This window comes from Dorea sp. AGR2135 (assembly GCF_000420885.1).
In the GTDB taxonomy this organism is placed as follows: Bacteria; Bacillota; Clostridia; order Lachnospirales; family Lachnospiraceae; genus Dorea; species Dorea formicigenerans.
The window spans coordinates 25,242-45,836 of record NZ_ATVU01000027.1; the positions used below are offsets into that span (position 1 = coordinate 25,242).

General features: G+C 43.8%; 17 protein-coding genes, 2 tRNA genes and 1 rRNA gene. 19 read left to right on the top strand and 1 reads right to left on the bottom strand.

Annotated elements, in window-relative coordinates; all coding sequences use genetic code 11:
- Positions 1-336: 336 nt before the first annotated feature.
- The 5 genes from G593_RS0114510 to G593_RS0114530 all read left to right on the top strand — a co-directional run bounded on the left by G593_RS0114510 (position 337) and on the right by G593_RS0114530 (position 10,650).
- A complete protein-coding gene (locus tag G593_RS0114510) occupies positions 337-2,490 on the top strand; it encodes a Tex family protein (protein WP_005332150.1) in 2,154 nt (717 codons plus the stop codon).
- A 395-nt stretch (positions 2,491-2,885) separates the two neighbouring features.
- Entirely contained in the window at positions 2,886-3,584 is a 699-nt protein-coding gene (locus G593_RS0114515) for an ABC transporter ATP-binding protein (RefSeq protein ID WP_005332148.1), read from the top strand.
- Positions 3,585-3,596: 12 nt separating this feature from the next.
- Positions 3,597-5,960: an ABC transporter permease gene (locus G593_RS0114520; RefSeq protein ID WP_029732167.1), complete on the top strand. Its 2,364-nt coding sequence runs from the start codon at positions 3,597-3,599 to the stop codon at positions 5,958-5,960.
- 155 nt (positions 5,961-6,115) lie between these two features.
- Positions 6,116-8,164, top strand: coding sequence for a hypothetical protein (locus G593_RS0114525; RefSeq protein ID WP_029732168.1), 2,049 nt, complete (start codon positions 6,116-6,118; stop codon positions 8,162-8,164).
- Between the two features lie 248 nt (positions 8,165-8,412).
- Positions 8,413-10,650, top strand: a complete 2,238-nt coding sequence (locus tag G593_RS0114530) for a HelD family protein (RefSeq protein WP_044994562.1) — start codon at positions 8,413-8,415, stop codon at positions 10,648-10,650.
- Between the two features lie 84 nt (positions 10,651-10,734).
- Here the strand turns inward: G593_RS0114530 and G593_RS0114535 are convergent, their stop codons facing one another.
- Positions 10,735-11,100: a VOC family protein gene (locus G593_RS0114535; protein ID WP_005332140.1), complete on the bottom strand. Its 366-nt coding sequence runs from the start codon at positions 11,098-11,100 to the stop codon at positions 10,735-10,737.
- Between the two features lie 197 nt (positions 11,101-11,297).
- On the opposite strand from G593_RS0114535, the gene tsaE reads away from it, so the two are divergent.
- The 14 genes from tsaE to G593_RS0114605 form a co-directional block, all read left to right on the top strand.
- Positions 11,298-11,729: a tRNA (adenosine(37)-N6)-threonylcarbamoyltransferase complex ATPase subunit type 1 TsaE gene (tsaE, locus tag G593_RS0114540; RefSeq protein WP_022279595.1), complete on the top strand. Its 432-nt coding sequence runs from the start codon at positions 11,298-11,300 to the stop codon at positions 11,727-11,729.
- Positions 11,717-12,463, top strand: a complete 747-nt coding sequence (tsaB, locus tag G593_RS0114545; protein WP_029732170.1) for a tRNA (adenosine(37)-N6)-threonylcarbamoyltransferase complex dimerization subunit type 1 TsaB — start codon at positions 11,717-11,719, stop codon at positions 12,461-12,463. Before tsaE ends, tsaB begins: the two co-directional genes overlap by 13 nt.
- Positions 12,464-12,561: 98 nt before the next feature.
- Positions 12,562-13,587, top strand: coding sequence for a threonine aldolase family protein (locus G593_RS0114550; protein ID WP_022279593.1), 1,026 nt, complete (start codon positions 12,562-12,564; stop codon positions 13,585-13,587).
- A 14-nt stretch (positions 13,588-13,601) separates the two neighbouring features.
- Positions 13,602-14,285 (top strand): ribosomal protein S18-alanine N-acetyltransferase, encoded by a 684-nt coding sequence (gene rimI, locus G593_RS0114555; protein WP_242827105.1) that lies wholly within the window; start codon positions 13,602-13,604, stop codon positions 14,283-14,285.
- Positions 14,286-14,355: 70 nt separating this feature from the next.
- Positions 14,356-14,538 (top strand): hypothetical protein, encoded by a 183-nt coding sequence (locus G593_RS20270; protein ID WP_155961827.1) that lies wholly within the window; start codon positions 14,356-14,358, stop codon positions 14,536-14,538.
- Positions 14,514-14,741 (top strand): hypothetical protein, encoded by a 228-nt coding sequence (locus G593_RS0114560; protein ID WP_005332133.1) that lies wholly within the window; start codon positions 14,514-14,516, stop codon positions 14,739-14,741. Before G593_RS20270 ends, G593_RS0114560 begins: the two co-directional genes overlap by 25 nt.
- A gap of 95 nt (positions 14,742-14,836) precedes the next feature.
- On the top strand, positions 14,837-15,745 hold the full coding sequence (locus tag G593_RS0114565; protein WP_029732172.1) for a ribonuclease Z: 909 nt from the start codon (positions 14,837-14,839) through the stop codon (positions 15,743-15,745).
- A gap of 34 nt (positions 15,746-15,779) precedes the next feature.
- A complete protein-coding gene (gene tsaD, locus G593_RS0114570; RefSeq protein WP_029732173.1) occupies positions 15,780-16,802 on the top strand; it encodes a tRNA (adenosine(37)-N6)-threonylcarbamoyltransferase complex transferase subunit TsaD in 1,023 nt (340 codons plus the stop codon).
- 84 nt (positions 16,803-16,886) lie between these two features.
- Entirely contained in the window at positions 16,887-17,615 is a 729-nt protein-coding gene (gene ispD, locus G593_RS0114575) for a 2-C-methyl-D-erythritol 4-phosphate cytidylyltransferase (protein ID WP_029732174.1), read from the top strand.
- A gap of 124 nt (positions 17,616-17,739) precedes the next feature.
- Positions 17,740-17,825: transfer RNA gene (locus G593_RS0114580), tRNA-Ser, on the top strand.
- A gap of 54 nt (positions 17,826-17,879) precedes the next feature.
- On the top strand, positions 17,880-18,344 hold the full coding sequence (locus G593_RS0114585; RefSeq protein ID WP_005332129.1) for a DUF2752 domain-containing protein: 465 nt from the start codon (positions 17,880-17,882) through the stop codon (positions 18,342-18,344).
- Positions 18,345-18,358: 14 nt separating this feature from the next.
- Entirely contained in the window at positions 18,359-19,669 is a 1,311-nt protein-coding gene (locus tag G593_RS0114590; protein ID WP_029732175.1) for a CD225/dispanin family protein, read from the top strand.
- 295 nt (positions 19,670-19,964) lie between these two features.
- A tRNA-Ser gene (locus G593_RS0114600) sits at positions 19,965-20,054 on the top strand.
- A gap of 392 nt (positions 20,055-20,446) precedes the next feature.
- Positions 20,447-20,595 (top strand): 16S ribosomal RNA (locus tag G593_RS0114605); the annotation flags it as partial.

Consider the following 20,595-nt stretch of genomic DNA (forward strand, 5'->3'; position numbering starts at 1 on the left):
CCGCGAGGATGCGCAGTGATTCTGATAGGAATATGTCAGCTTCTCTGACCAGAATCACGCGCCAAGTCTCACGGACGTTCGACTTGAAATAAACTGCTTCTACAAAGCTTTTCTAAAAAAATGCAAAATGTTTTTCAGCCAATATTTCAGCAAAATGTGAAAATATGTTTCAGCAAATATTTCAGCAAAATGTGAATACAGAATAGGAAGATGCGTTAAGGATTGCGCCAAGGATTTTTGAAAATGTTGTAAATAAAAAGTAGTTCGAGTATAATAATGCAATATGATGCTGCTTTTTGATACAGGCATCACGATAATGGAGAAAGGATACTATATATGGATATTAATCAGAAGATAACAGAAGAACTCGGTGTGAAACTCTGGCAGGTCGAGGCAGCGGTGAAGCTGATCGACGAGGGAAACACAATTCCATTTATTGCCAGATATCGAAAAGAAGCAACCGGAACGCTGGATGATGAACAGCTCCGTAAATTATATGAAAGACTCGTTTACCTGCGCAATCTGGAAGAAAAGAAAGAACAGGTATTAGCGTCCATCGAAGAGCAGGGAAAACTTACTGAAGAACTGAAAAAGCAGATTCTGGAAGCACAGACTCAGGTTGTTGTAGAAGACCTGTATCGTCCGTATCGGCCAAAGAGACGGACTCGCGCGACCATCGCAAAAGAAAAAGGACTGGAGCCTTTGTCCACACTGATCATGCTGCAGAAGACAAAAGAGTCTTTAGAGGAAGTTGCAAAGCAATATATAAATGAAGAAAAAGGCGTGGCAAATGTACAGGAAGCGTTGGAAGGTGCCAGAGATATTATCGCTGAGAATATTTCCGATGAGGCGGATTATAGAAGCTGGATCCGGAAGCAGACGATGCAGAAAGGACATATCATTTCCAGTGCAAAAGACGAGAAGGCAGAGTCTGTTTATGAGAATTATTATGAATTCGATGAGCCGGTGAACCGTCTGGCTGGATATCGCACGCTGGCACTAAACCGTGGCGAGAAAGAAAAATTCCTGACCGTGAAAATCGAGGCACCGCAGGAGGACATTCTCCGGTATCTGGAAAAGAAAATTATCCATGGTGAAAACCTGAGTACAACACAGATTCTCAAAGAAGCAATCGAAGACAGCTACAAGCGACTCATTGCTCCGGCGATCGAGCGCGAAATCCGAGGTGAATTGACCGAAAAAGCAGAAGATGGAGCCATCGAAGTATTTGGCAAGAATTTAGAACAGCTTCTCATGCAGCCTCCAATCGTGGGACACACAGTTCTTGGCTGGGATCCGGCATTCCGTACCGGCTGCAAACTGGCTGTCGTAGACCCAACCGGAAAAGTTGTAGACACTACCGTCATTTACCCTACAGCACCGACGACACCACAGAAAATCCAGGCTGCAAAAGACACGTTAAAAAAACTCATTGCAAAATATAATATCAGCCTCATTTCCGTTGGAAACGGAACAGCTTCACGCGAGTCCGAGATGATCATTGTAGACCTTCTGAAAGAAATTCCACAGAAAGTACAGTACATCATCGTAAATGAGGCGGGAGCTTCCGTATATTCTGCAAGTAAACTTGCAACCGAAGAATTCCCGAACTTTGATGTTGGACAGAGAAGCGCAGCGTCCATCGCAAGAAGACTGCAGGACCCACTGGCAGAACTAGTAAAAATCGATCCGAAATCCATCGGAGTCGGTCAGTACCAGCACGACATGAACCAGAAAAAGTTAAATGATACATTGTCCGGAGTCGTAGAGTCTTGTGTAAACCGCGTAGGCGTAGACCTGAACACAGCTTCCGCACCACTGCTTTCCTACATATCCGGCATTACCTCAGCCATAGCGAAAAATATTGTGGCATACCGGGAAGAACAAGGAAGATTCGAGACAAGAAAGCAACTCCTAAAAGTAGCAAAATTAGGACCAAAAGCATTTGAACAATGCGCCGGATTCTTACGCATTCAAAATGGAAAAAATCCACTGGACACAACAAGCGTACATCCAGAAAGCTACGAGGCAGCAGAAAAACTCCTGAAAAAACAAGGATTTACCACCGAAGATATCTGTGCCGGTAAACTGGCAGGCTTATCCCTCACCATCAAAGACTACAAAAAACTCGCAGAAGAACTGGAAATCGGAGAAATCACACTGCGCGACATCGTAAAAGAACTGGAAAAACCAGGACGCGACCCACGAGACGAGATGCCAAAACCAATCCTCCGCACAGACGTCCTGGAAATGAAAGATTTAAAAGAAGGCATGATCTTAAAAGGAACCGTCCGAAACGTAATCGACTTTGGAGCATTTGTAGACATAGGAGTCCACCAGGACGGACTTGTACACATATCCCAGATGACAAACAAAAAATTCATCAAACATCCACTAGAAGTCGTCAGCGTAGGAGACATCGTAGACGTCAAAGTCATGAGCGTAGACTTAAAGAAAAAAAGAATACAACTCACCATGAAAGATGTGTAAGTATTTAAAACAATTTAATTGGGGACGGGGTTTTTTCAAAAAAACCCCGTCCCCAATTAAACTTCAACCTGTCCCTTTTTCATTTCCCTTAAATTGCATCATTTTCATCTACAATTTCCCAGCTGATATAGCCTCCGGCAGGGCGCACATTGTCCGGTGGACAATGGTTTTGCGCCGACCGAAACGGAGTGTAGACTTGTAGAGGTGCGCAGTAGAAGTATGTCATGCAATTGCATGACGCGCACCTCGTAGCAAGAATGCCGAGGCATTTTTGAATTATTGATAAAAGTTCTCAATAGGAGCACCGCTTTTTCAGGCCTTTCTATTTCTGCATTTTGATTCTGTGATAAAATGTAGTTGCATAAAACTAACTACAGGGAGTGAGGAAACAATATATGTTTATTGAGATCAATAATCTGAAAAAGAGTTTTGGCAGTGATTCGAACCGTGTGGAAGTGCTGCGGGGTGTGGATTTTTCTATAGAGAAGGGTGACATTTGTGTATTACTTGGACCGTCTGGTTCGGGAAAGTCTACACTGTTAAATATTATCGGTGGAATTGATGATGCGGATGCGGGATACATTTCCATCGGAGGTGAGCGCATGGCCGATATGAATGAGAAAAAACTGACGGCATATCGGAGAAAGCATCTGGGCTATGTGTTTCAGATGTACAATCTGATTCCGAATCTGACTGTCCGGGAAAATATTGAGGTTGGGGCTTATCTAAGTGACAGACCGCTGGATGTTGATGAATTGTTACAGACGCTGGGACTTTATGAACACAGGAAAAAGTTACCGAACCAGTTGTCGGGCGGGCAGCAGCAGAGAACGGCAATCGGAAGGGCAATTGTCAAAAATCCGGATATTTTGCTCTGCGATGAGCCGACAGGAGCTTTGGATTATAACACGTCCAAGGATATTCTGGAGCTGATCGAGCGTGTCAACCAGAAGTACGGTAACACGGTCATTATGGTCACACACAATGACGCAATCAAAGACATGGCGGATATTGTGATTCGTCTCCGTGACGGTGCGGTGAGAAAAAGTTACCGCAATGAGAAGAAGATCCCGGCGAGAGAGCTGGAGTGGTAAGGAGGACGCGTGATGAGAAGCCCGTTAAATAAACGTCTGTTCCGGGAGCTTCGTGGAGAATTTGGAAAATATCCGGTCATTTTTATCTTGATGACGCTGACGATCGGAATGGTGTCAGGATTTCTGGTGGCCGATGGAAGTATGATCCAGGCGTACGAGGAAAGCTTTGAGAAATATAACATTGAAAATGGACATTTCCGGACAGAAAAGAAAATGAACAATGCTCAGATTCAGGATATCGAAGATCTGGGCATCAAATTGTACGAGAATTATTATGTAGAGGAAGTTTTAACAAATGGAAGTACAATGCGCATTTCCAAGAATCGTGATGAGGTCAATAAGGTGTGCCTGATGAAGGGGAAAATGCCTGAAAAACCGGGAGAAATCGGTATTGACCGTATGTATGCAGACAATAATGATCTGAGCGTGGGTGATGAGATTGAAAGTGGCGGACATACATGGAAGATTACCGGTCTTGTGGCGCTTTCAGATTACAGTGCCTTGTTTTCCGATAATAATGATTCCATGTTTGACTCGGTAAAATTTGGCGTGTCGGTAGTGTGCCCAGAGGAGTTCGACAGCTACAAGGCCGATCAGTTGAATTACAGCTACGCATGGAAATACAATACTGAACCCAAAAATGAAAAAGCAGAAAAAGACATTTCGGAAGATCTGATGGAAGATGTGGCAAAAGAAGTGACACTGGAAGAATTTGTCCCAAGATACACGAACCAGGCAATCATTTTCACTGGGGATGATATGGGCGGTGACCGTTCGATGATGATCGTGCTTCTTTATATCATCATCGTGATCATGGCATTTGTCTTTGCAATCACTACCAGAAACACGATCCGAAAAGAGGCAAATGTAATCGGCACTTTGCGGGCATCCGGCTATACAAGAGGTGAACTGATCCGGCATTACATGGCAGCCCCGGTATTTGTCACATTTATCGGAGCGATTATTGGGAATATTATCGGCTATACGGTAGGAAAAGATTATTGCGCGGGACTTTACTATGGAAGCTACAGCCTGCCGACCTACGTGACCATCTGGAACGCGGAAGCATTTCTTCTGACAACAGTAGTGCCGATCCTCATTATGCTTGTGGTGAATTCTGTGCTGCTGTGGTACAAATTAAAACTATCACCACTGAAGTTCCTGAGAAGGGACTTAAGCAGACGTAACCAGAAACATGCATTGCCGTTGAGTGAGCACCTTGGCTTTTTCCACAGATTCCGGATACGTGTGATCCTTCAGAATATGAGTAACTACGCGGTATTGTTTGTGGGAATTATTTTTGCAAATATGTTGTTGATGTTCGGACTGATGCTTCCATCTGTGCTGGACCATTATCAAGTGGAAATGGAAAATGGCATGCTCAGCAAATATCAGTACATGCTGCAGATGCCGGCGAGCATGGCAGGTGGAGACAGTAAGCTTGAGCAGATGGTGTCCATGATGATGTTCAGTCAGGCAGTAGAGACAGAAAATCCGGATGCAGAAAAATTCAGCGCCTATTCACTGAGCACCCTTCCTGGAAAATATAAGAGTGAGGAAATTATCCTCTACGGTGTGGAAAACAATAGCAAATATATCAACATTAAGTGGAAAACATCAGATTCCGCATCTGATACAGATGTGAAAAATGTGGAGAATATCCCTGAGGTATACCTCTCCTCTGGCTATGCAGAAAAATTTAGTCTGAAAAAAGGTGACACAATTACTTTAAAGGAAAAGTATGAAAATAAAAAATACAAGTTTAAAGTTGCAGGTGTATATGATTACGTAGGTTCACTCTCCATATTTATGCCAATACAGGAACTCAACAAAACATTTGATATGGACAAAGACAGCTTCAGTGGATATTTCTCTGATTCTGAAATTACGGATATTGATAAAAAATATATCGGTTCCACCATTGATGTTGAGGATCTGACCAAGATTTCCAGACAGCTCGACGTGTCCATGGGAAGTATGATGAATCTGATGGACGGATTTTCCGTGATCATTTTCCTCGTATTGATTTATCTCCTGTCCAAGATCATCATCGAGAAAAATGCGCAGTCTATTTCCATGGCAAAAATCCTGGGATATACAAACGGCGAAATCAGCCGGCTGTACATTATGTCCACGTCTATCGTGGTCGTGCTGTTCATCTTGATCAGCCTGCCATTGGAGCTGGAAATCATGCAGATTCTGTTCCGGGAAATGATGCTGACAAGCATTACCGGCTGGATCACATTTTACATAGATCCGAAAATTTTCGTGGAAATGTTTGTGATCGGCGTGGCGGCATATGCCATTGTGGCAGCAATTGAATATCGAAGGATCCGAAAAATTCCAATGGATGAAGCGTTGAAAAATGTGGAATAGTGATCCAATGGATGAAGCATTGAAAAATGTAGAATAGTGATCCAATGGGTGAAGCATTGAAAAATGTAGAATAGAGATTCGTAGAAATCTTGAAACAGTATGCTGAAAAAATGAATAAGGAATGTTAGAAAGATGAGAATCAGAAGGAGGAGAATATGAAACGACCAGTTGTAATGATATTATTAGCAGGTGCGCTGACGTTGTCTATGATAGCGCCGTCAGCACTTCCGGCAGTGGCAGGCAATGTAAGTGTTGTACACGCGGCAGCAAAGATATCCAATACCGCGCCGGCAGAGACATCCAATGACGCAGCAGTAAAGGCATCCAATGACGCGGCAGTAAAGACATCCAATGACGTGACAGCAGAGACATCCAGTGACGAGGATGCAGGTGAATGGAAAGATAAGACAGAAACAGTTTATGTCGATGCAAATGCAGACGGTTCAGTTAAGAAGATTACGGTCAAAGACTGGCTGCGCCGGAATGGTGACGGTGAGATCATCGATTTTTCCAATTTGAAAGACATCAAAAACACGGAAGGAGACGAAGAATATACGCAAAATGCAGACGGAACTATCACATGGGAGAACAAAGGGGAAGACATTTCCTATGAAGGTACTTCCAATCAGCAGCTTCCGGTGACTACAAAAGTAACCTATTATCTGGACGGCAAGGAAATCAAGCCGGAAGATCTGGCAGGAAAAAGCGGCAAGGTGAAAATTCGGTTTGACTATACGAATAATGAGAGCCGGACGGTGAATATCGATGGTAAAGACGTAGGAGTAAAAGTTCCATTTCTTGCAGCGTCCATACTCATGCTTCCTGGGGATAAGTTTAAAAATGTGAAAGTTTCCGGTGGAAAAGTCATGGCAGACCAGGATCAGAGCATTGTGATCGGAACCGCATTTCCAGGACTTGCAGACAGTTTGGAGTTGAAAGATTACGAGGCAACAAAAGATATTGACCTGAAAGACTATGTGGAAATAACCGCGGATGTGGAAAACTTTGAACTGGATTTCACAGCGACTGCAATTTCCACATGTGGGCTTAGCGATATGAAGGACGGTGACCTTGACGAGGTCAATGACATGATTGATGGCGTAAAAGAAATGACCGATGCTTCCGATGAACTGGTGGACGCCATGGGACAATTGAGCACCGGAGCCGGAACACTGCAGGATTATTTAAGTCGGTATACAAGCGGCGTTTCACAGGTGGATGCGGGAGCACAGGCACTGGCGGAAGGCTTGAGTGAACTGGATGAACAAGTAACTACACTCATGGGCAGCTTAAGTGCAGCAGGCAATGATGATACGACTGCGCAGGCAGTTACACAGATTCAGAAAGATCTTGGAATATTACAGCAGGAGCTTGGAAGCGTCACAACACTGGCGGAGTATGTAAATACAATCAGTGAGAATGTAACCACTGCCAAGAGCAAACTGGATAAAATCAACGTTACAGATTTGGAGACAGAAGCGTCGAATCAGGCGAAAGAAAAAGCAAAAAATGCAGTAAATACAGCAATTTCCGAAACGGAAGCATCTACAAAGAAGAATGTCATGGATCGTTTAAAAGAAACAGAAAGTTATAAATCGCTGACATCGGAACAACAAGAAGAATTGGAAAATGCAGTAAATACGGCCAGTGGTACATCAAGTTCAGCTGAAAAAGAATGTGACAGCATGAATATTTCCCTTACGAATGCGTCTGGCGCTAAGACAGCGATAGACCAGGCGGTAAATGCGCTGGCAGAAGTAAAGGCCATGCAGGTGGATACGACTACAGCCCAGAAGGCTCTTGCGGATTTAGTGACTCAGTTTACGGCTTTATCTAACAGCCTTTCTGACATGCCGGATATGGCCGAAATCGGCGGAAAACTCCAGTCAGCCATCAGCCAGCTTGCCCAGGGGGCGGCTACACTCAGCACCGGAACAAGCCAGTTAAGCTCCGTTGGTACACAGCTTAACACGGGCGCAGGAACACTCGCCCAGGGCGCCAGCCTTCTGGAAGCCGGAATGAAGACATTCGACGAAGAAGGAATTGAAAAACTGGGAGAACTTGCAGGAGATGACCTTGCAAATGTTCTGAATCATTTCAAGGCAGTAAAAGAGGCAGAAAAGACATACACCAACTATGGCGGGATCAGAGAAGGCGCAAGCGGAAGCGTCAAGTTCATCGTAGAAACAGCAGAAATTAAATAACGGATGGGAGATGTTCTTCCAACATTGATTCAATTGAGGGGCGTGTGAAAAAAACGAGAGTTTTTTCATGCGTCCTTTCTTTTTTGGGGGACTATTCTTTTTTTACAGCCCCTCGATTTTTAGAAATGATTTTTAAAAATTGTGTCAGAAAAAACAATTATCGGCAAAATATACCATGATTTTTCCACGATTTCCAAGCGAGAAAAGTGGATATATTTTGCCGATAATGCTATGATAATTCAGTTACAATGATTAAAATTGGAGGATTGATTGTGAGTAAAGGAAGTGAATTTCTGCCGGAGGTACTTGGTCTGATAGAAAAACGTCTGGGAGAAATTGATGAAAATATACAGGCGGTACGCCAGGACATTAACAGTATGAATGAATATTACTGGGATAATTATACAGAAATGGACCAGTATGGATATGAGGATTACGACAACCAGCAGGCACTGAAAATGCAGGTGAATGCCAATCAGGAGAACTGGAAAATGCGCCGGCGTCTGAAACGTATGCTGGATGCACCATTTTTTGGAAGTGTAGAATTCGTCTATGACGGAGAAGACGAGCCGGAAGATTTTTACATCGGAATCGGTAATTTCGCAAGAGAGCGTGGCGCATTGCCACTCATTTACGACTGGAGAGCCCCGGTGAGCAGCCTGTTTTATGACTATGACAAAGGCGAGGCGTCCTACGAAGCGCCGGGTGGGCGCATGGACGGAGAAATTCTGTCCAAATGGCAGTACAAAATCCGTGGCGGCAAGATGATCTATGAATTTGAGAGTGATGTGAAGATTGACGATGACATTTTAAAGCAGGAACTTGGCGCCAACAGCGACACGAAACTGAAAAATATTGTGCGTACAATCCAGAAGGAACAAAATGCAATTATCCGCAACACGAAGGACAAGATTCTGGCTATTCAAGGAGTGGCAGGCAGTGGCAAGACGTCCGTTGCGCTACATCGGATCGCCTATCTTTTGTATCATGACAGAGAGCATCTGAATTCATCAAATATCCTGATCCTCTCGCCAGGCGGCGTGTTTGCCGACTACATTTCCCATATTCTTCCTGAACTTGGCGAGGAAAATATACAGGAAATGAGTTTTGATCTGTTTGCATATCATGAACTCAGGAGAAATACTGCAACGCAGGGAAATGTGATATATGGAAATGCTGGCAATCAGGAAAATGCGATATATGGAAATGCTGTGAATCAGGAAAATGCGATATATAGAAATAAAAATAGAGATCAAGGCGGAAATCAAGGGAAAAATCCAAGTGGAAATTCAAAAAGTAGTTCAGCCGGGACTGGTTGGAATAGCAAAATGATAGCCGCCGACTGTGAAGACAAGTATCATCAAATCGAGCGTGAAATCGCAGGAGTGGATGATGCAGATCAAAAACGTTACGAATGGAAGCAGTCCGTGGAATACGTTCAGGCAATCGAAGGCTTTCTGATCGAGCTGGAAGACCGGCTGGTAGATTTTGAAGATGTAGAATTCAAGGGCATTCGCAAAAGTGCCAGCGAAATCATGGAATTTTTTTATGAAAAATATACCGGTACACCACTTTTAGATAGAATGGGCGCGGTCATGGATTATTTTATCGACGAAGTCGAAACCTTACGCGGACGCAGCTTAAACGACGAAGAACAAGAAATCATTTGCAGAAAATTCATGAATATGTACGTAACCAGAGACATTTGTCAAATATACAACTGGTTCCTGGAAGACTACGGATTCCCGGCACTTCCGGACATGCCGCCAGAGCGCCGCGTACTGGAATATGAAGACGTTTACCCGATTCTCTATCTAAAATACAGCCTGACAGCAGCCGGCCAGCGCAAGAACATCCGCCATCTCGTCATTGATGAGATGCAGGATTACTCCTATTTACAGTACGTACTTCTCGCGAAAATGTTTTCATGCAACATGACAATACTGGGCGACAAGGCACAGACCATCGCCGGAAAACAACAAGACGTTCTCACATTTTTACCAAAAATATTTGGGAAAAAAGTCAAACGTATCGTCATGAACAAAAGTTACCGCAACACAAGCGAAATCGCAGAATACGCCAAATCCGTCGGCGGATCCAAAGACATCCAGTATGTAGCAAGACACGGAAAAGCAGTCGAAAGACATACCATAAAAACACTAGAAAAAACATGTAAAGAAATCAGCGGAAAATTGAAATTAGGAGAAGAAGAATACGAAACAGCAGCAATCCTCACCATGACAGAAAAAGAAGCAGAACATATTCAAGAAATCATGCACAAACTAGGCGCAGAAGCACATTACATCAACCGCGACAGCGCACAATTCAAAAAAGGCCTGACAGTAACCACCTACTATCTGGCAAAAGGCTTAGAATTCGACCAGGTATTTGTTGTAGGCGGCGACCGTAACAACAAAATGTACCAAGGATATCAATACATCTGCGCAACAAGAGCACTACACGAATTGTATGTGTATGATGCATAATTTTAATTGGGGACGGGGTTTTTTCAAAAAAACCCCGTCCCCAATTAAAATTTAACCTGTCCCTTTTTGAATTGTCTTAATTGTCTACTGTGGACAGATTTCTACCCAGTAGCCGTCAGGATCATTGATGAAATAAATTCCCATGTCCGGGTTTTCGAAACACACGCAATCCATTTCTTTGTGAAGTGCCAGGGCAGCGTCCATGTCATCGACATGGAATGCCAGATGAGATTCGTTATCTCCGAGATCATACGGGCGGTCCATGTCGCGAAGCCATGTCAGCTCCAGTGAATGTGGTGTTGTGCCGTCTCCGAGATAGACGAGTTTGAAGCTTCCGTCCGGTGCATGGAATTCTTTTGTAACTTCAAGTCCGAGAGCTTTTTTGTAAAACTCTACAGATTTGTCCAGATCCAGGACGTTGATGTTATTGTGAAAAAATGTAAATTTCATAGTGATATCCTCCTGTGAAAATATAATTTGAATCTGTATTGTCTATAATATATCACTTACATAACACCTATGGCAAGGAAATGAAAGATATGCTATACTTAAATCTTGGTAGAGCGTTACTGTTTGCTGAAATATTGTAGATGGTAACATTGGTAGCCCTCGTATAAAATTTTGCTTTGCAAAAGGAGGACATGATGATGGAAAAAATCATAGAGTCAAATAAAGAACAAGATACTTATGACCTGGGATATGAACTGGGGCAGCATGCGAAGCCGGGGCAAGTGTTCACGCTTGTCGGTGATCTGGGCGTAGGAAAGACCGTATTTACAAAAGGACTGGCCGCCGGACTTGGCATTACAGAGCCGGTCAGCAGCCCGACATTTACAATTGTGCAGGTGTATGATGAAGGGCGCCTGCCGTTCTATCATTTTGATGTTTACCGGATTGGTGATGTGGAAGAGATGGACGAGATCGGTTATGAGGATTATGTCTACGGCGAAGGGGTTAGCCTGATCGAGTGGGCGAATCTGATCGAGGAAATATTGCCGGAACACTTCACCGAGATTAAGATAGAAAAGAATTTGGAAAAAGGATTTGATTATCGGAGGATAAGTATATGCGAATTTTAGCACTGGACAGCTCCGGCCTTGTAGCCAGCGTAGCTGTTGTTGAAAAGATAGAAGAAGAGGAACAGGTGATTGCGGAATATACAGTGAACTATAAGAAGACGCACTCACAGACGCTGCTCCCGATGCTGGACACAGTATCCGACATGATCGAGCTTGACCTGAAAACGATCGACGCCATCGCAGTTGCCGGCGGACCGGGTTCATTTACCGGGCTTCGCATCGGCTCCGCCACAGCGAAAGGTCTGGGACTTGCCATGAACAAGCCGTTGATCCACATCCCGACACTGGAAGGACTGGCGTACAATCTGTGCGGAACAGACGCCATCGTGTGCCCAATCATGGATGCGCGCCGCGGACAGGTCTACACCGGAATTTACGAGTTTTGTGGAAATGAATTGGTTGTCCTGGAAGATCAGATGGCGATCAGCATCGAAGAATTAGGCGACCATTTGAAAAAATATGACAAACGCATCATTTTCCTGGGAGATGGTGTGCCGGTATTTCGTGCGAGATTGACAGACGAGATTCTGACAGAAGAAATAAAAGCAGGCAGAGACATTCAGTTTGCACCGGCCAACATGAACCGTCAAAGAGCAGCATCAGTAGGAACATTAGGACTTCGTTATTATGCTGCCGGAAAGACAGAGACTGCCATGGAACACGAGCCGGATTATCTGCGACTGTCACAGGCAGAACGCGAACGCAAGGAGCGCGAAGCGAAATCTATACAGTAAAAATGTATCAAAAACCCGCGGGGCGTAAGCATAAGCAGATATGTTGAAAACCCGTGCAACTATAATATAGAAAAAGCAACATGAGAGGTATCGAAGAAATGATTCAGTTTCAGTGTGATTATGAAGAGGGCGCATGCCCACAGATTCTGGAACGTCTGGTGGAGACGAATCTGGAGCAGACGGTTGGATATAGTGAAGATGAATATTGCAAGCAGGCAAGAGAAAAGATCAAAAAAGCCTGTGATGCACCAGAGGCAGATGTACATTTCCTGGTAGGAGGGACCCAGACGAACTATGTAGTGATCCGCTCGATCCTCCGTCCGTATCAGGGCGTAATTTCAGCAGTGACCGGTCATATCAACGTGCATGAAACAGGCGCGGTCGAAGCAACTGGACACAAAGTCCTGGCACTTCCAAGCAAAGACGGAAAAATCACAGCATCACAGGTGCGCGCATATTACGATGCACACTGGAATGACGCAGATCATGAGCACATCGTACAGCCGGGCATGGTCTACATTTCCCATCCGACGGAAAATGGAACAATTTACAGCAAGTCTGAATTACAGGAACTTTACGCAACCTGTAAAGAACTTGGCCTGCCATTATTCATGGACGGAGCAAGAATGGGATATGGATTAATGTCTGAAAAATCAGACATGACACTGGCAGATATTGCAGCAAATACAGATGTATTTTATATTGGAGGAACGAAGGTAGGAGCACTTTTCGGCGAGGCAGTCGTAATCACAAAATCCGCTCTTAAGAAAGATTTTCGTTACTGCATGAAGCAGAGTGGAGCAATGCTGGCCAAAGGACGTCTTCTGGGAATCCAGTTTGATACATTGTTTACAGACGATTTATATTTCAAAATTGCAGCTCACGCAGACAAATTAGCTATGAAGTTAAAAAATGCATTTCTTGAAAAAGGATATAAAATGTATTTTGATTCTTACACGAACCAGCAGTATCCGATCTTGTCAAAGAAAGACCGCGAAAAATTAGCACAGAAATATCAGTTTAGTTTTTGGGAACAGATAGATGAAGACTATGCGGCAGTGCGCTTCTGCACAAGTTGGGCAACAAGTGAAGAAGCAATAGACGAGCTGATCCAGGATATTTAAGAAGCTATAATAAGATGGAGCCTAGAAGCAATATAGAAAAACCAAAAGACAGAAAAGTCAAAAGACAGAAAAATCAAAAGACAGAAGACATGGAAATAATAGAAATAAAAAAAGACCAACAGCAATATATTTCTGAGATTGCAACGCTGGAATCCGATATCTTTCCGGATCCATGGAGTGAAAAAAGTATCAGGGATACGCTTGAAAATCCTCAGGCACGGATTTGGGCTATTATAAGCAGACAAGCGCCGCCATGCTCCTGCGCTTCAACGGCGCCAGAGCATGCAAGCGAGACTGCGGCTTCCTGCGCTTCAACGGCGCCGGAGCATGCAAGTGAGACTGCAGTTTCCTGCGCTTCAACGGCGCCGGAGCATGCAGGCAAGCCACAACTCCTTGGCTATGTGATTTTTTATTATGTTTTAGATGAGGGAGAAATCGCCAGAATTGCGACATCGCCGCAACATCGCCGGCAGGGGGTAGCTGTAAGACTTCTTGAAAAAATGCGTGCATTTAGTTACGAGCAGAATATTACAAGATGGCTGCTGGATGTTCGTATTTCCAATGAAACAGCAATACATTTTTACAAGTCAGCAGGATTTGCCGAAGACGGTGTGCGAAAGAATTTCTATGCAAACCCGCCGGAAGATGCTATACTTATGAGTTGTGAAGTCGAAACTTCAGGCAGCGACCGAGCCTGAAGCCTGTCCAAAAGTCAGGCAGCGACCGAGCCTGAAGCCTGTCCAAAACACAGGCGCGGCTGCATGAAAAATGAAGTTGGAAATGAACTGGCAGATGCTCCAACACTTCCCACTGGGAAATGCGCATCTGACCAGATATAATATAGGCGTAATGAATCAATCCGGTGCCCAGGTGGCAGATACCACACATTTTCCACACAGGCACACCAGACTTCAAGGAGGAATTGTATGCGCCAGTATCATACAACTGTAAAAGAAACAAAAGAAATCGATAAGATCATCTGCAACCGTTGTGGCAGAAGTATTCCGGTAATCCAAGGGGTTCCCCGCGAGGACGTACTGGAAGTATCCAAGCGCTGGGGCTATTTCTCGGAAAAAGACAACCGGCTGGACGAATTTGACCTCTGCGAGCAGTGCTACGATGAAATTATAAGCGAATTTAAAATAAAAATCTGATTCAGAGTCTGCACGAATATCCGGACGCTGAAGAAAATCAAAAACAAGCGGACCGGCAGGACATTTGCCTGGCGGCTCCGGATAAGAGGTAAAATATGTTAGACGTATGTTTGTTGGGAACGGGCGGCATGATGCCCCTCCCGTACCGCTGGCTCACCTCGCTTCTGGTGAGATATAACGGCAGCAGTCTTCTAATTGACTGCGGAGAAGGTACGCAGATTGCAATAAAAGAAAAAGGGTGGAGTTTCAAACCCATCGATGTGATTTGCTTCACACATTACCACGGCGACCACATCAGCGGACTCCCGGGCCTGCTCCTGACTATGGGAAATGCAGACCGCACGGAACCGTTGACTCTGATTGGACCGAAAGGACTGGAGCGGGTAGTCAACTCACTTCGCGTTATTGCGCCGGAACTGCCATTTCAGATAAAATACATCGAAATCACACAGCCGGAGCAGATATTTGAGATGAATGGCTATCGCCTGAAAGCATTTCGCGTAAATCATAACGTCACTTGCTATGGCTACACGATGGAAATCGACCGCGCCGGGAAGTTCGACGTGGATCGTGCAAATGAAGCGGCAATTCCGCAGAAGTTCTGGGGCAGTCTGCAAAAAGGTGAAAATGTCCAGGCCGGAGACAATTTATACACACCGGACATGGTTCTTGGACCTGCGCGAAAAGGAATTAAACTGACATACTGCACAGACACGAGACCGACGGACTCTATCCGCAACAACGCGAAAGGTTCCGATCTATTTATCTGCGAAGGAATGTACGGTGAGAAGGATAAGCTGAAAAAAGCAAAAGAATACAAGCATATGACATTTTACGAGGCAGCGCAGCTTGCAAAAGAAGCAGAAGTCGCAGAAATGTGGCTGACGCATTATAGTCCGTCGCTGACGCACCCGGAAGAATATATGGACGAGGTGAAGAAAATCTTCCCGAATTCCATAGCAGCAAAAGATAAACGAACGGTAGAACTGACATTTTCAGATTAATGAAAATGAATTCAGAAGATTGAAGGGATAGAATATGAAGGAAGATGTATTGATTCTTGCAATTGAAAGCTCCTGTGATGAGACGGCAGCAGCAGTCGTAAAGAACGGAAGAGAAGTCATTTCCAATGTGATCTCTTCCCAGATCGCACTGCATACTCTCTACGGAGGTGTTGTGCCGGAGATTGCATCAAGAAAGCATATAGAGAAGATAAATCAGGTCGTACAGGCGGCTCTTGATGAGGCAAATGTTACATTAGACGATATTACTGCCATCGGAGTTACTTACGGACCGGGGCTTGTAGGCGCACTTCTGGTCGGTGTAGCAGAGGCAAAAGCCATCGCATATGCAGCAAAGAAACCATTAGTCGGAGTGCATCATATTGAAGGTCACATTGCAGCAAATTTCATTGAGCACAAAGATCTGGAACCGCCATTTTTCTCACTGGTCGTTTCAGGAGGACACACACATCTTGTGCGAGTCAAAGATTATGGCAAATTTGACATTATCGGACGCACAAGAGACGATGCGGCAGGAGAAGCATTTGATAAAGTCGCACGCGCGATCGGACTTGGGTATCCGGGCGGACCAAAGATTGATAAAGTATCCAAAGAAGGAAATCCAGAAGCCATTGCATTTCCACGCGCACACGTTGAAGATGCACCATATGACTTTAGCTTCAGTGGTCTGAAATCCGCAGTTCTGAACTATATCAACGGCTGCCAGATGAAAGGAATCGAATACAGCCAGGCAGATATTGCGGCATCGTTCCAGAAAGCCGTGACAGATGTTCTTGTGGCAAATGCGATGCATGCAGTGGAAGAATTTCATGTGGACAAGCTGGCGATTGCCGGTGGTGTTGCATCCAACAGCGCACTTCGCGCAGCTATGAAAGAGGCGTGCGAAAAGAGAGGGGTAGAATTCTATTATCCGTCTCCGATTTTCTGTACCGACAATGCAGCAATGATCGGCGTGGCAGCTTACTATGAGTATATCAATGGCACAAGAAGCGGATGGGATCTCAATGCAGTGCCGAATCTGAAACTGGGCGAACGGTAGAAGAACCTTAAGGCAATACGTAAAAGCAGATACAGAAATTAAGAATAAAAACGTCAATATAAACGAGGAAAATGAGGGAAATATATGGATAAGAAGAAATGTACGGCAATCGTATTATCTGCCGGTCAGGGGAAACGTATGGGAACCGCCATACAAAAACAGTATATTGAAATATCCGGAAAACCAATCATTTTTTATACTTTGGATGCATTTCAAAAGTCCGCGATCATCGATGATATTGTACTTGTAGTAGGTGAAGGGCAGGAAAACTGGGTCCGTGACGAGATCGTAGAAAAGTATCAGCTTACAAAAGTATGCTCGATCATCCCAGGTGGAAAAGAACGTTATGATTCCGTATGGGCAGGACTACGCGGACTTCATGCTCTCAAAGAACAGCCGGAATACGTATTCATTCATGATGGCGCCAGAATGTTCGTGGACGAGCAGATTCTTACGCGTGGATATGAAAATGTAGAAAAATTCGGTGCCTGTGTAGCCGGAATGCCGAGCAAAGATACGGTCAAACTGGTGGATGAAGATCAGTTTGCAGTGAATACACCGCCAAGAAAATTAATCTGGGCGGTACAGACTCCACAGATTTTTAAGGCAGATCTCATAGAAAATGCTTATGCAAAGCTGATGGAAGAGGTGCCGGATAATATCACTGACGACGCTATGGTAGTGGAACAGATGATGAAAGTACCGGTTAAATTATATGAAGGCTCTTACGAAAATATCAAGATCACAACACCGGAAGATTTGGAAATCGCAAAAGTATTTCTTGCGAAACGCAAAGAAAAATATCATAAATAGTTTATGCTGGTTCATAAAAAAGGTTCACAAAAAAGAAAAAATATCAAAAATTATTCTTGACAGTGCAAAGGGTATATGATATGATAACTATCGTCGCTGACAGAGCGATATCAATTGCATAGATGGAGAGGTATCGAAGTGGTCATAACGAGGCGGTCTTGAAAACCGTTTGTCCGCAAGGGCGCGTGGGTTCGAATCCCACCCTCTCCGTTTCAGGAGTTTCGCAGATGCGGAACTCCTTTTTGCATAACGGGGGACGGAAAAATGACACAAAAAATAAAACATTACATTTGTGAAAAAGACGGAAGAATCAAGTGGCAGTTCCGCCTGATTTTATCAGCAGCTATATTATCAATAATGCTTGCTGAAAGCCGATTTTTATATTATCATAGTCCTAAAGATACAAAATGGTTGATATGTATTATTTACGCTCTGACTGGTTATTATTGTCCGGGGTGTGGAGCAGGCCGCGCGTGCTATTGCATTTTGCACGGTCAGATTTATCAGGCATTTCGCTATAACCCGTTGCTTGTACTTTTGTTGCCGTGGATAGGCGCATACCTGGCATTATGCGCGTGCCAGTGGCTATTTACAGGCAGAGAAAGCATAAGCCGACGGATACCGATGTGGATATTATGGACAATATTGGCAGTTATACTGATATACGGAGTTTTGAGAAATGTAAATGCATATCCATTTGTGTTACTATCCCCGACAAGGGTCAGATAAAAGGAGGAATGAGTATGAAGTGTAAATTTTGCGGAAATGATTTGCCGGAAGAATCAAAGTTCTGTCCGTCATGTGGCGCACCGGTAGAGCCGGAGGAGAAGCAGGAACAGTCAGAACAATCAGCAGAAGCGAAGCAGCAGGAAAACCAGAATCCTTATGAATATGGCGTGCCAGGAACAGATAATGGAAGTGGAGCACAGAATGAGAATCCATATCAGTATGGAAGTGCGGAACAGAATAACGAGAACCCGTACCAGTATGGAAGTGAAGGACAGAATAACGAGAACCCATATCAGTATGGAAGCGCAGGACAGGATAACGAGAACCCATATCAGTATGGAAGCGCAGGACAGAATAACGAGAACCCGTATCAGTATGGAAGTACAGGACAGAACACGTCTGCAGATTATAATGCTAATAATGGGATTTATGGTCAGCCGCAGAAGCCGATCAATGGAACAACCTATTTAATATTCGCTATCATTTCAACATTACTGTGCTGTCTGCCACTGGGCATTGTGGCAATTGTATATGCCTGCAAAATCAATTCTCTGCAGAGAAGTGGAGATTATGCAGGAGCGCAGAATGCAGCAAAGAAAGCGAAGATGTTTACGATTATCGGAACAGTAGCTGCGCTTGTAGTATCTATCTTTTATATTATATTTGCAATTGTGATCGGAATTGGAAGCAGCGATTTCGACGACGATCCGGTATCTAATGTTGTGGAAAATGTAATCGAAGATAAGAATGATTCTAAAAAAGCGGATGACAGCGATAAGTCGGATAAAACAGCAAAGACTACAGAACCGGCAGCAGCCAGCAGTGGACTGGGCACAAGTTGGGACAGTTATACAGTACAGATTAATGATAAAGTCCTGACATTTCCGTGCACAAAAGCCGATGTTGAGGCAGCAGGTCTGAGTATGGATACAGAATATACAGCGGAAAATTATATGGTGAATGCTAACGAATATGAGTTGGTTTATTTCATGGATGCCAATGATAATGAGATTATGGCATATGCGATCAACAATACAGATACAGCGATGGAAGTAAAAGACTGCCTGATCGGTGGCGTTTCTGTGGATGACTATGATCTGGAGAATGGCGGGCTTACTGTAATATTCCCAGGCGGGCTTCAGATGGGCGCTTCAAAAGATGCAGTAACTGGAGCTTATGGAGAAGCAGATGACACATATGACGGAGATAGTTTGTCTATGTATAGCTGGTATTCAGATGACAGTTACTACAAGAGCTGCGAGATTGACTTTGACGCAGAGTCTGGACTTGTATGCACAATGACTATGCAAAACTTTGGTCAATAAGAGCTGTAAACTAAAAAGTAAAGTATAAAGATCATAATAAATGTCTGGTATGTGAGGGCGAGAGATTCTTTGCATGTCAGACATTTTTTGCTTTCTTAAGAAAGAACTTATCAGGAGGCACATTCATTGTTCAGCGTAGTGCATACAAAAAGTTACAAAAAAATTAAAAAAGGACTAGACAAATGTGACGAGATATTGTATAGTAATCAACGGACTGATTTGAAAGTAAATTTTAAAGAAATTTAAAGTAAATTTTTAAATCGAATTTAAAAATGAATTTTTGAGAAGTCAATTTGGAGAAATACCCAAGCTGGCCGAAGGGGCTCCCCTGGAAAGGGAGTAGGTCGTTAATAGCGGCGCGAGGGTTCAAATCCCTCTTTCTCCGTTAATCCGATATCTTAACACAAGATAGAAGATAAAAATAGAATAAAAAAGTTGTTGACAAATGTCGATGAACGTGATATTCTAATAAAGCTAATTTGCAAGACAGAGATGTCTAATGTAAAGAAAGCGAAAAATAAATTTAAAAAAGTTGTTGACAAGCGGTTGCGAATATGATAATATAAATGAGCTGTCGATGAGACGACAACAAAGAAAAAGGACCTTGATAATTAAATAATAGACAACAACCCTGAAGATTCTTTAAGAGAAAATTCAGAACGGACATTGAATGACAATGTCAACCTTAAAACAGTAAAAGGGATAAGAAAGCTAGTAGTTTTCTTGACCTGGAGCGAACTTTGATTTTAAATCCGAGTCAAATCGGAATTAAGATTTTTAAACGAGAGTTTGATCCTGGCTCAGGATGAACGCTGGCGGCGTGCTTAACACATGCAAGTCGAGCGAAGCGCTTAAGTTTGATTCTTCGGATGAAGACTTTTGTGACTGAGCGGCGGACGGGTGAGTAACGCGTGGGTAACCTGCCT

Coding starts and splice junctions, on each gene's coding strand:
- G593_RS0114510 (WP_005332150.1), top strand. CDS start 337: ATGGATATTAATCAGAAGATAACAGAAGAACTCGGTGTGAAACTCTGG.
- G593_RS0114515 (WP_005332148.1), top strand. CDS start 2,886: ATGTTTATTGAGATCAATAATCTGAAAAAGAGTTTTGGCAGTGATTCG.
- G593_RS0114520 (WP_029732167.1), top strand. CDS start 3,597: ATGAGAAGCCCGTTAAATAAACGTCTGTTCCGGGAGCTTCGTGGAGAA.
- G593_RS0114525 (WP_029732168.1), top strand. CDS start 6,116: ATGAAACGACCAGTTGTAATGATATTATTAGCAGGTGCGCTGACGTTG.
- G593_RS0114530 (WP_044994562.1), top strand. CDS start 8,413: ATGATTAAAATTGGAGGATTGATTGTGAGTAAAGGAAGTGAATTTCTG.
- G593_RS0114535 (WP_005332140.1), bottom strand. CDS start 11,100: ATGAAATTTACATTTTTTCACAATAACATCAACGTCCTGGATCTGGAC.
- tsaE (WP_022279595.1), top strand. CDS start 11,298: ATGGAAAAAATCATAGAGTCAAATAAAGAACAAGATACTTATGACCTG.
- tsaB (WP_029732170.1), top strand. CDS start 11,717: ATGCGAATTTTAGCACTGGACAGCTCCGGCCTTGTAGCCAGCGTAGCT.
- G593_RS0114550 (WP_022279593.1), top strand. CDS start 12,562: ATGATTCAGTTTCAGTGTGATTATGAAGAGGGCGCATGCCCACAGATT.
- rimI (WP_242827105.1), top strand. CDS start 13,602: ATGGAGCCTAGAAGCAATATAGAAAAACCAAAAGACAGAAAAGTCAAA.
- G593_RS20270 (WP_155961827.1), top strand. CDS start 14,356: ATGAAGTTGGAAATGAACTGGCAGATGCTCCAACACTTCCCACTGGGA.
- G593_RS0114560 (WP_005332133.1), top strand. CDS start 14,514: ATGCGCCAGTATCATACAACTGTAAAAGAAACAAAAGAAATCGATAAG.
- G593_RS0114565 (WP_029732172.1), top strand. CDS start 14,837: ATGTTAGACGTATGTTTGTTGGGAACGGGCGGCATGATGCCCCTCCCG.
- tsaD (WP_029732173.1), top strand. CDS start 15,780: ATGAAGGAAGATGTATTGATTCTTGCAATTGAAAGCTCCTGTGATGAG.
- ispD (WP_029732174.1), top strand. CDS start 16,887: ATGGATAAGAAGAAATGTACGGCAATCGTATTATCTGCCGGTCAGGGG.
- G593_RS0114585 (WP_005332129.1), top strand. CDS start 17,880: ATGACACAAAAAATAAAACATTACATTTGTGAAAAAGACGGAAGAATC.
- G593_RS0114590 (WP_029732175.1), top strand. CDS start 18,359: ATGAAGTGTAAATTTTGCGGAAATGATTTGCCGGAAGAATCAAAGTTC.